Annotated in this window: 11 protein-coding genes and 2 pseudogenes; 2 read left to right on the top strand and 11 right to left on the bottom strand. The window is 47.2% G+C overall.

The genetic code is table 11. From position 1 onward, the window contains the following. A partial coding sequence (locus BM283_RS15820; RefSeq protein WP_254776407.1) for an ISAs1 family transposase occupies positions 1-355 on the bottom strand: 355 nt, incomplete at its 3' end. Positions 356-613: 258 nt separating this feature from the next. Here BM283_RS15820 and BM283_RS15815 point away from each other — a divergent pair. Further along, positions 614-862, top strand: coding sequence for an IS630 transposase-related protein (locus BM283_RS15815; protein ID WP_090694824.1), 249 nt, complete (start codon positions 614-616; stop codon positions 860-862). 54 nt (positions 863-916) lie between these two features. Here BM283_RS15815 and BM283_RS15810 read toward each other — a convergent pair. The 10 genes and pseudogenes from BM283_RS15810 to BM283_RS18370 form a co-directional block, all read right to left on the bottom strand. Further along, positions 917-2146: pseudogene (locus BM283_RS15810) on the bottom strand (ISL3 family transposase). 298 nt (positions 2147-2444) lie between these two features. Further along, the gene (locus BM283_RS20365) at positions 2445-2573 is read right to left on the bottom strand and encodes a hypothetical protein (protein WP_302848304.1); all 129 of its coding nucleotides are present in this window, start codon (positions 2571-2573) and stop codon (positions 2445-2447) included. A gap of 304 nt (positions 2574-2877) precedes the next feature. Then, positions 2878-3564, bottom strand: coding sequence for an SMC-Scp complex subunit ScpB (scpB, locus tag BM283_RS15800; protein ID WP_090694819.1), 687 nt, complete (start codon positions 3562-3564; stop codon positions 2878-2880). Next, on the bottom strand, positions 3530-4339 hold the full coding sequence (locus tag BM283_RS15795; RefSeq protein WP_090694817.1) for a segregation and condensation protein A: 810 nt from the start codon (positions 4337-4339) through the stop codon (positions 3530-3532). The genes scpB and BM283_RS15795 overlap by 35 nt, the downstream gene beginning before the upstream one ends. Before the next feature lie 54 nt (positions 4340-4393). Then, a complete protein-coding gene (locus tag BM283_RS15790) occupies positions 4394-4576 on the bottom strand; it encodes a hypothetical protein (protein WP_090694814.1) in 183 nt (60 codons plus the stop codon). Positions 4577-4591: 15 nt separating this feature from the next. After that, the gene (locus BM283_RS15785) at positions 4592-5794 is read right to left on the bottom strand and encodes a tryptophan--tRNA ligase (protein WP_046849554.1); all 1203 of its coding nucleotides are present in this window, start codon (positions 5792-5794) and stop codon (positions 4592-4594) included. 110 nt (positions 5795-5904) lie between these two features. Further along, a complete protein-coding gene (locus tag BM283_RS15780) occupies positions 5905-6579 on the bottom strand; it encodes a site-2 protease family protein (protein WP_090694811.1) in 675 nt (224 codons plus the stop codon). Next, on the bottom strand, positions 6572-7204 hold the full coding sequence (locus BM283_RS15775) for an L-threonylcarbamoyladenylate synthase (protein ID WP_090694810.1): 633 nt from the start codon (positions 7202-7204) through the stop codon (positions 6572-6574). Before BM283_RS15775 ends, BM283_RS15780 begins: the two co-directional genes overlap by 8 nt. A 104-nt stretch (positions 7205-7308) precedes the next feature. Next, a complete protein-coding gene (locus tag BM283_RS15770; protein WP_090694807.1) occupies positions 7309-8163 on the bottom strand; it encodes a 3',5'-nucleoside bisphosphate phosphatase in 855 nt (284 codons plus the stop codon). A gap of 118 nt (positions 8164-8281) precedes the next feature. Then, a pseudogene (locus BM283_RS18370) lies at positions 8282-8904 on the bottom strand (hypothetical protein). 93 nt (positions 8905-8997) lie between these two features. Here BM283_RS18370 and BM283_RS15765 point away from each other — a divergent pair. Continuing rightward, positions 8998-10236 carry an NnrS family protein gene (locus tag BM283_RS15765; RefSeq protein ID WP_090694805.1) on the top strand — a complete coding sequence of 413 codons (1239 nt, stop codon included), beginning with the start codon at positions 8998-9000 and terminating at the stop codon, positions 10234-10236. Positions 10237-10330: the final 94 nt, after the last annotated feature.

Raw genomic sequence — 10330 nt, 5'->3', positions numbered from 1 at the left:
AAAGCAATTGGGGAATGGCGGTGATTTCATTTGATTGGCCACCGACTTTAACCTGGCCTAACACCAGATTGTTGTGCTGAGCCCAAGCGCTGACCGTGTGGATGGCGGCTTTTTTTGAGGCCTGGTCAATGCTACGTCTTAAACACTTGCCATCTATTGCAATCACTTCACCTTCGGTGAGGGTGGCCAGGTCAGCAACCCAGCGGGAAAAACAAACGCTGAACTGCCCGGTATCAATGGCGGCGTAAACTTCCCCGAAGGTATCGTGCGAAGGGATGCCATGCTTTAAGCCCGGCAATTCGGTGAACCACGCCTCTTCTTTTGCCAAGCCAAATTGTTCAATGGCAACCCACATCTGCACCACAAATCGCAGCGCAGATACTGATAAAGAAAATATCTTGTAGCTGATGTTTCTTTTGTCTGTTTACCCGGGATCATGAATGCTCGAAAAGTGATGGATAATGGAAGGTGTTGGCTTTACTATATCTAAAATCAAAATGATAACGTTATTACCCTATCTAAATTCTATTTTCAAGCACTTTTAAGTGCGATTGTCCTGCCCCCCTGCCAGTGAACTATACCATAACCAGATAATTTTGATTGTAATGTAAAAATGGCATATTCATTGGATTTCCGCCGTAAAGTCCTGTCTGTCCGAGAGAAAGAAGAACTTACGATAGCCGAGGTGGCGGCCCGGTTTGATGTTGGCGTGGCTAGCGTGACGCGCTGGGTTAAGAATATCCATCGTAAACCTCAAGGGTTTCGTCAACGCAAGATTGATCTTGAGGTATTGTGGCAGGATATTCGTGATTATCCTGATGCTTATCAGTACGAGTGGGCAAAACGTTTGGGTGTAGCGTAGAACGCTATTTTTCTGACGCTCAAAAAGCTTGGCATCACCTATAAAAAAACGGTTCTATGTGAAATACCGTGAGTAAGTAAACTGAAGCTTTCCACATAAAAAATAAATCATATTGATGAAGTTGTTAATATTCCGGTAACCTCTGGCGGGCCGTTTGACAAGCTGAATCTTGTGATTGATACCTTCAAGAAGGCCATTGGTCAGACGGGACTCGACAAAGTGAATAATCCCGCTCCAATGAGAAGTGACCGTATTAGCAAAAGCCTGGAAAGCTGGAATGCCGGCTTGCTTAACCTCATTGCACCACTGCGTGAGAAAAGCGTGGGCACTGGTTTTATCCGGCATGCTCCATAGATCATTGAACAGTATTTTGAGGCGGTAGGCCTCTCCCAAGGTAGGATAGAGGCGAAGTATGTCAATTAATTGTTGCTGTTGTGTTTCTGAGAGTGATTCGCGGTTTTTTAGAAGAGTGTATTGGTGGCCTTTAAGCGCATCGTGTTCCTTGCGTTCAGCTTTGCGCACTGCATCCATTGCTTGATTGAGCAGTTTGGCGATATGGAAACGATCGAAGGTAATCTGTGCACCAGGGAAAGCATCTTTGACGCCGGCAATGAACGCAGGCGATAAATCCATGCTGACCTGCTGAATTTGCTCTGCCTGAGCCCCTTTTGCTTGCAAATGTCTGCTAATGGCTTGAACGGCTTGTTTGCCTTTTCCTTTATTCACATAAATCACACGTTCACTTTCCATATCAACTCCCACCGTGACATGGTTATGTCCTTTGCGCGTGGAAGTTTCATCGATACCCAGCTGGCTGATAGCAGAAGGATCATCTGCACGCAGCGCTTTGCCTACCCAATGGTTGAATATCGTCCAGATGCGTTGTGGATTGACTTGCATTAGCTCAGCAACACGATTGACCGGCATTTCCCGTTCAATCATCGCTAAAGCCAGGGCTTCAAACAACAAGGTAAAACCACTGTTGGCACGTGCCCACGGTACCGCTACATTAACTACCTTACCTGACGAGGTTGTAATGCGGGGAACCGCGCAATGCAAATAGCAAGTATGCTCAAAGAAGTTAAGGTGCTGCCATGTCCGCTCCAACGTGTCATAAACACCACAAAGATTTCCTGCCTCATCTGCAAATCGTGCCCCTACTGCAAAACCAATCTGTAGGTGTCATTCTTTTCGCTTTGATTCAGCATGAACAAACTTTATTTCTTTAACTTCCCAAGGAGACTGAAGGCCTAAAGCCAGACTAAACAGAGTTTTATTATTGATTATCGAATAATGTCATACCCACTAAAATTCATATAGAGCCTACAATATGAACCCGCACACCATGATAGTACAACCTCCTGGTTGAGCAGTAGCCTGAATCCGCCAACTCTTTCGTTACACACGCCTTAAACCGATGGCCTTGCCTGGCTAATACCACCGGAAATGAAGCGATCAGCCAAGCTTGCCCTGGATTCTTGACTTCCTGTTCCTGCTAAATCAGTGCCAATAAGGGCGCAAACACATCAGCCACCTGATTCAGGCGCTGAACATAAGCTACATAACTCGGGAGTCGTACAAATCAATCATGTAAATGACGATCCGCATACTCATAAATACTTTTGATTTCTTGATGCTTGTCCATTACACCGAGCAGGAAGAGAGTAATGCCTTCTTCGTCACTAAAGCTTAAATCCGCGTAATTGCTCATCCTTTGACTAACTATGAACCCAAAGATCTTGCTGGTAATGCTATGCAAACATAGAAGATAAATCGTTATTAATCGGTCTTGCCAGTTCATTCGTTATCTTGATTGATTGAGGTTGGGTGATATCTTCCTTGATATCTTCCTCAATAGTTTAACGTTATTGATGGGCTGGCTTCTATTTCAGCTCTTAATTCGCATTCTACTCATGAACAATACCGTGTCCTCGCCAAAGTCGACCAACTCATGGCCTTATGCGATGCGCTGGAAAGCCAAATCGAGGTTTTTTCCAACAAGCAAACTGCGTTACTCAATGCGCTGATGGCGCAGATGTGATATTCTGAAGTGATTCTGCTTGCCCAGACTCCAACATTTCCGTTGTCTCTGAATCGGTGGGCGGCTCCTGCTCCTGAGGTTCAGGTAGGTCAGTAAGTGCCGCCAGCTCATCCAATGCTGGCAATTGTTCAAGTGATTGTAGATTGAGGTCATTGAGAAAGCTCTCTGTCGTAGCGTAGAGAGAAGGTCTGCCGGGTACGTTGCGCTGGCCGACGGCTTCGATCCAGCCGCGTGTTTCCAGAGTTTTCAGGATGTTGCTGGAAACTGCCACACCGCGGATTTCTTCGATATCACCGCGGGTCACAGGTTGGCGGTAGGCGATGATTGCCAGGGTCTCCAGCACTGCGCGTGAGTAGCGAGGTGGTTTCTGCGGGTTGAGCCGGTCGAGGAAGACCTGCATTTCCTGTTTGCTGCGAAAGCGCCAGCCACTGGCGGTATTGACCAGTTCGATGCCGCTGTCACGCCATTTTTCTTGTAATTTTTCGAGTGATGCTTGCAGCAGTTTGCTGCTGACTTCGCCCTCGAACAGCTGCTTCAATTCTGCCAGGGCAAGGGGTTCTTGCGTGGTCAGCAGGGCTGTTTCTAGGATTTTGCTGATGTCAGGCTCGCTGAAGGGGGTGAGTATTTCAGAGGGCAGCAGCGGGTTGGGTTGATTTGACATAAATCGTTGCAAAACTCTCGGATTGTTCGATAGCGACCAGCGTTTCCTTGGCAAGCTCCAGCAGGGCAAGAAAATGGGCGATAATTTCCATGATACTGGTCGTTTGGCTGAATAATTCATCAAAACGAACGACTTTGCCACCCTGTAATGTGCGCAGGATTTGGCTCATGCAGGCACGCACTGAAATCTGTTCCTGGCCGATATGATGATGGCGGTTGACTTTGGCGCGCTCGAGCAGCGTGAGCCAGGCATGGCGTAAATCATCTGTATTGACGTGAGGGAACGGCCTGGCTGCCACCTGATCAATGGCTACCTGCACGAGCGCGAAATCCCGATTAGCCTGCGGTAATTCGTCAAGGCGCATGGCGGCCTTTTTCATCTGCTCGTATTCCAGCAGGCGGCGCACCAGTTCAGCGCGTGGATCGGCTTCCTCTTCGATTTCTGTGACAGGGGGTGGCAGCAACATGCGTGACTTGATCTCGATCAGCAATGCAGTCATGAGCAGGTATTCTGCTGCCAGCTCGAATTGATCGGCACGCATCATTTGCACATACGCCATATACTGCTGGGTCAGCTCTGCCATCGGGATATCGAGGATATCGAGATTGTGCTTGCGAATGAGATAGAGCAATAAATCAAGCGGTCCTTCAAACGTATCGAGAAAGACTTCCAGCGCTTCAGGCGGAATATAAAGATCGCGCGGTATTTCCAATACCGGCTGACCGCAAACCTTGGCAATGGGAAGCTTATTATCCGTATCGTTCAATATGTTCATGAGCGAAGATAAGTTTTGTCCAGAGGTTGGGCAAACAAAGTTTCTTTCATAGACCTATTGTGCGCCCCAATCGCCGTGTCGGGCGATATGCCATCTCTCCCTCTCTACCTGATAGTAGCTTCGCCGAGATTTGTAAGCTTGTTTTTGCGTTTGTGCATTCCATCCACCTTGCGTTTTTAAGTCGCTCGCTACGATGGCTTCACTCCCCTCTTTGCTTGAAAGAAGAGAAGAGCGCATATCTTCAGGACTTCCTTAAGCATTATTCAGCCCCATGACTTCCCTGACATCGCGCATAGTATCTTCTGCCAGTTTGCTTGCTTTTTCACAACCATCCTCAATAATATGCCTGACCAGTGCCGGATCTTCCTCATACATTTTAGCCCGCTCACAAATAGGGGCCTGCTCAGCCAGAATAGCGTCAATTACGGGCTGTTTGCATTCCAGACAGCCAATCCCCGCGCTTTTGCAGCCCCACTGCACCCAATTCCTGACCTCGTCGTTGGAATAGACGGTATGAAACGACCACACTGGGCACTTGGCTGGATCGCCAGGATCGCTGCGCCGTATGCGCGCCGGATCTGTCGGCATGGTGCGGATTTTTTTCACGATGCTGTCAGCGTCTTCACGCAAACTGATGGTGTTATTATAGGATTTGGACATTTTCTGACCATCCAGCCCTGGCATTCTTGATGCTTGCGTAAGGAGGGTCTGGGGCTCCGACAGGATCACTCTGCCGCCTCCTTCCAGATAGCCGAATAAGCGCTCACGGTCACCCATACTGAGGTTTTGCTGCTCATTCAGCAAGGATCTGGCTTCTTCCAGCGCACTTTCATCGCCCTGTTCCTGAAAGCGAGTGCGTAATTCGCTATAGAGCCTGGATTTTTTGGAGCCAAGCTTCTTGATAGCCAGTTGTGCCTTTTCTTCAAAACCAGGTTCTTTACCAAAGATATGATTAAAGCGGCGCGAGATTTCACGGGTGAACTCGAGATGGGGTGCCTGATCTTCACCGACAGGAACCAGATTGGCGCGATAAATGAGAATATCTGCGCTTTGCAGCAGAGGATACCCCAGGAAGCCATAGGTACTCAAATCTTTTTCGGTCAATTTTTCCTGTTGGTCTTTATAGGTGGGAACGCGTTCCAGCCATCCGAGCGGTGTAATCATCGAAAGCAACAGATAGAGTTCCGCATGGGCGGGCACCTTTGACTGAATGAACAGGGTGGCGTGCGCAGGATCGACGCCAGCAGCCAGCCAGTCAATAATCATGTCCCAGGTATGCTGCTCGATGAGTTCGGGTGAGTCGTAGTGAGTGGTCAACGCATGCCAGTCAGCCACGAAAAACAGACATTCGTATTGCTGCTGCAAGGTGACCCAATTTTTCAACACACCATGATAGTGCCCTAAATGTAGATTACCGGTCGGGCGCATTCCTGATAAAACGCGATCAGCAAACATGCTACAAATCCTAAATTAATACAAGGTTAGTCGGAGATAAAATAAGCAATAAGCGCATCTACATGTTATTGATTGATAAAAGGCACACCTTTTGGCTTAGAATGGCCTGATCAGATATACAATCCAAACACCGAAACGATGAGCTGCTTCATAAGGATGATGAATGGCAAGATGATCGCACCTAGTACGCCAGTCATCAACAGTAACAATAAAATCATGAACCCATAAGGCTCAATCTTCGAGAATTGGTAAGCAAGACGATGCGGCAGTAAACTGACAGCCATACGTCCACCATCCAGCGGGGGTATGGGCAACAGATTCAATACCATCAGAATGAGGTTGATTTCAATTCCGGCCATACCCATGAGAATCATTGGCTTAGCATAAATGTTTTCTGGAAAAGCCAATCCGAGCTTGATGATCAACGCCCAGCAACAAGCCATGAAAAGATTAGCGCCGGGTCCCGCTGCTGCCACCCACAGCATGTCGCGCTTAGGGTGTCGTAACTGACTGAAATTAACGGGTACCGGTTTGGCCCAACCAAACAGAAAGCCTGTGCCCATAGTCACTTTGCTGATGATAAATAGCGTCAGCGGCACGATAATGGTTCCCATCGGATCGATATGCTTAATTGGATTGAGTGTGATGCGTCCTTCCATGTACGCGGTCAAATCACCATAGTGTTTGGCCACATAACCATGCGCCGCTTCATGTAAGGTAATAGCAAAAATGACGGGAAGTGCATAAATAGCGATCCCTAGAATGATACTATCTAAGTTATCCATGTGCTATCCCAAATGGTGCAAGACTGCCTTTTCCTGTGCGAATTATTTCAGGCACATCACTGGTTAAGTCAATGACGGTGGTCATCTCTACACCACAAGAGCCAGCATCAATCACCAAGTCTACCTGATGCTCCAGGCGTTGCCGGATTTCCTCGGCATCATTTAGCGGTAGCTCATCCCCAGGCAAGATCAGCGTGGAGCTCAACAACGGCTCATCCAATTCTGCCAGCAGGCCGTGGGCTATCGGATGCTGCGGAATACGCAGGCCGATGGTGTGACGTTTGGGGTGCTGCAAGCGGCGGGGTACTTCACGACTGGCTTTAAGTATGAAGGTGTAACTACCCGGTGTACTCGCCTTGAGTAAGCGGTATTGGATATTGTCTACTTTGGCGTAGGTGGAAATTTCAGCCAGATCCCGGCAAACCAGCGTGAAATGATGATGCTCATCAACTTGCCTTATAGTCCGGATACGCTCCATGGCATCCTTGTTACCGATCTGACAACCGAGTGCATAGCACGAATCTGTCGGATAAGCAATGATACCACCCTCACGCAGAATCGTAACAGCTTGTCGTAACAATCTTAGTTGAGGGTTTTGTGGGTGAATAGAAAAAAATTGTGCCATGATTTAGTGAGATCCAACTCTTTTGTTCTTTTGTTCTTTTGATGTTTTCATATTTTGATGTTTTGATGCTTTATTGTAATGTAGTGCAAGCTTAGTTCGGTTACTCAATGATGATTTATTTTTTGCTCAATATTCCAATCGTGCCAGATGGGAATACATCCGGCTGGTAATGGCGGTAATTGACCAAGATCAAAATAGCTTTCGCCTGGTCCATGATAATCAGAACCACATGAAGCCAATAAATTCATTTGTTGGGCATGATGTGCAAACAGTTTTATCTGATCGGATGTATGGCTGGGTGAGATTATTTCCAAACCTGCCCCACCAAGACTACGAAATTCGTGTAACAATGCATTGAGAACGTTCTTACCTAACTGGTAACGTGCTGGGTGCGCGATGACTGCCTGGCCACCACTACCACGTATCCAGCTGATTGCGTCATTTAAGGCTGCCCACTGGTGAGGAGCATAACCTGGTTTACCCTTTATCAGATATTTCTTGAATACTGATCGAACATCTTTAGCATATCCTTTTTCCACAAGAAAGCGTGCAAAATGGGTACGGCCAATCAATCGTCCTCCGGCATAAGTTTGGGCCCCTTCGAGACTGCCATGAATGCCGCAACGCTCCAGTTGGATGGCAATGTTACGCGCACGCTCTTCTCGTCCTGCTCGAATCGATGCTAAACCCTGCACCAATGGAGGATATTCGGGATCGATTCTGAGGCCAATAATATGCAAGGTTCTATTTTGCCATGTGACAGAGATCTCCACGCCGTTAATAAGTAGGATGTTTTTCTCACGCGCTGCAATACGAGCTTCGGCCAGCCCTGTTACGTCATCATGATCAGTTAACGCAAGGACGTTGACGCCCCGTAAAAACGCATGCTCTACCAGACGAGCAGGCGTCAAAAGACCATCTGAAACTGTGGAGTGGCAATGCAAATCAATGTTAAGCATTAATAAATAAGGTACACAAGTTCTTTACATGAATAATGAGCACATCATAGCAAATATGTAGCATGATAAAAACGATAAGAGAGAAAGGCTGATATAACTTAAAGGTTATTCATTGATGTTACGCAGCCTCTAACTTTTGCAGCTTCGCATAAGCCTGTTGGGTTGCCTTGATAGATAGCTTCGCCCGCAGGACGAAATGGTTGGCCTTAGCTTGATCTTCCATCATTCCGGCTTAAATACGACGTAAATGGACATAAACACGTGATTACCGTCCGGACTGACGACTTTGCCAATTCGGCGTTGGATTTCAAGACTGGTGAAACGCTTCGACTTTCCACCGTTTTTCATAGATCGCCGCGACTTGTTCACCCATCTCGAATGTCACCGGGATCAATACCTCATCATTGTCATACAGCGCATTCAAAGGCTGATGCCCTTGACCGTCCGCCCTTTTTGCAGGGGTCATAATGCCAGCAAACAACCTCGTTCTCGTCTGTCCACGCTTTCTGCTGCACCGATTCATCAAAAATCAAATAGCCTTGTTCCTGCTCGATTTGCCGCACGACTGACTTCACTTCCCGCCACAAATTCCGAGATGTGTATTTTCGTTCCGCCAAAAACCGGGTCACTTGATCATGGCTCATCTCTCCTTCTAACATGGGCGATAATTCGGTCATTGTTGCGTAGCCGTTAGTTACTGATCAAATAATCCGTATATAAATCTAGATACTTTGTTTTCATCCCGGGAATGATACGCTATCAGCGTGGAGCTGCGTAAAATCAGCTATTCATCTATAGAAAAACAGAGATTAAATCAAATGACAAGGAAAATATATGAATAAACAAGCAACTATCTGGCATTATTTGTCTGCAGCACCTCATCGCAGCTTGTTTCTGGTAGGTGCATTGCAGGGCGTATTTACTCTCTTATGGTGGATGCTTGATCTGATGGGGCGCTATAATGTAATTGGCAATGCACCCATATTGAATCTGGCGCCAATTTGGGCGCATGCTTTCTTGATGGTGTATGGGTTTTTTCCTTTCTTCATTTTTGGTTTTTTATTTACTACCTTCCCAAATTGGATGAATGGGGAAAAAATCAAGCCACGCTATTATCTGGCAACGTGCATCTTTATGGCTGGGGGCATGGCTCTGTTCTATGCTGGCTTGTATATCAGTAAAACTCTACTGGTAGCCGGCATCGCAGCGATGCTGACAGGATGGGGGAGTGCGATTATAGCGCTGTTACGGATCTTGTTGCAGACACAAGCGCAAGATAAGCGCCATGCGCGAGTGGCTAGTGTCGCATTAATCTTTGGCTGGCTGGGTATGGTTGCTTATCTTGTGTGGCTTCTGACTGATCATTCGTTATTTCTTGATTTTTCACGTCAGGCAGGCATCTGGTTTTTCCTGTTGCCGATCCTGTTAACTGTTTCGCACCGCATGATTCCATTTTTCTCAAGCCGGGTGCTGGAAAATTATGTGATCGTCAGACCCTATGTATTACTCTGGTTGATGCTTGTCTGTACAGCGGGTCATGGCTTGTTGCAGCTCATGGGGATGCCGCAATATGTATGGTGCATGGATCTGCCATTGGCTGGGTGTGCCTTCTACTTGTCATGGGCCTGGGGATTGTTGCGCAGCTTCAGTGTCAGCCTGCTGGCGGTGCTGCATATCTCATTTGCCTGGCTGTCCGTAGCGATGTTGCTATTTGCAGCGCAGAGCCTGATGATGTGGTTGAACGTGGGAGAGCGTATCTGGTTTGGTCTTGCACCCCTTCATGCGCTGGTGATTGGTTATTTTGCCAGTATGGTATTGGGCATGGCTTCTCGTGTGACATTAGGACACTCGGGCCGTCCATTGGTGTTGGATCATTTTACCTGGCAGCTCTTTCTTGGTTTTCAGATTACTATCTTGTTTAGAATACTGCCTGACGTCATACCGGCTGCTTCTGCTCTTGCACCGGTGCTTTATCTATTTGCAGCAGCGGTATGGCTTATTTGTTTTACGCTATGGGCAGCACGCTTTGCACCTATCTATTGGCGGCCAAGGGTAGATAGCAAACCAAGTTAATTAACTCAAGTTTTGGGGTTCATTTTTGGTAATGAAACAGTGTAACACATTGATTGGTATGCAATAAAAGCCTCCTGAGTGGTAAAATTTAGTT

It is taken from the genome of Nitrosomonas sp. Nm34 (assembly GCF_900113925.1).
Lineage (GTDB): Bacteria > Pseudomonadota > Gammaproteobacteria > Burkholderiales > Nitrosomonadaceae > Nitrosomonas.
The sequence above is the reverse complement of the archived record's forward strand: the minus strand, read 5'-3'. Positions and strand labels throughout refer to the sequence as shown.

What these genes read in the sequence shown, in the direction of transcription:
- scpB (WP_090694819.1), bottom strand. Translation starts at nt 3,564, where the DNA reads ATGTCAAATCAACCCAACCCGCTGCTGCCCTCTGAAATACTCACCCCC.
- BM283_RS15780 (WP_090694811.1), bottom strand. Translation starts at nt 6,579, where the DNA reads ATGGATAACTTAGATAGTATCATTCTAGGGATCGCTATTTATGCACTT.
- BM283_RS15765 (WP_090694805.1), top strand. Translation starts at nt 8,998, where the DNA reads ATGAATAAACAAGCAACTATCTGGCATTATTTGTCTGCAGCACCTCAT.
- BM283_RS15775 (WP_090694810.1), bottom strand. Translation starts at nt 7,204, where the DNA reads ATGGCACAATTTTTTTCTATTCACCCACAAAACCCTCAACTAAGATTG.
- BM283_RS15790 (WP_090694814.1), bottom strand. Translation starts at nt 4,576, where the DNA reads ATGCGCTCTTCTCTTCTTTCAAGCAAAGAGGGGAGTGAAGCCATCGTA.
- BM283_RS20365 (WP_302848304.1), bottom strand. Translation starts at nt 2,573, where the DNA reads ATGAGCAATTACGCGGATTTAAGCTTTAGTGACGAAGAAGGCATTACT.
- BM283_RS15785 (WP_046849554.1), bottom strand. Translation starts at nt 5,794, where the DNA reads ATGTTTGCTGATCGCGTTTTATCAGGAATGCGCCCGACCGGTAATCTA.
- BM283_RS15815 (WP_090694824.1), top strand. Translation starts at nt 614, where the DNA reads ATGGCATATTCATTGGATTTCCGCCGTAAAGTCCTGTCTGTCCGAGAG.
- BM283_RS15795 (WP_090694817.1), bottom strand. Translation starts at nt 4,339, where the DNA reads ATGAACATATTGAACGATACGGATAATAAGCTTCCCATTGCCAAGGTT.
- BM283_RS15770 (WP_090694807.1), bottom strand. Translation starts at nt 8,163, where the DNA reads ATGCTTAACATTGATTTGCATTGCCACTCCACAGTTTCAGATGGTCTT.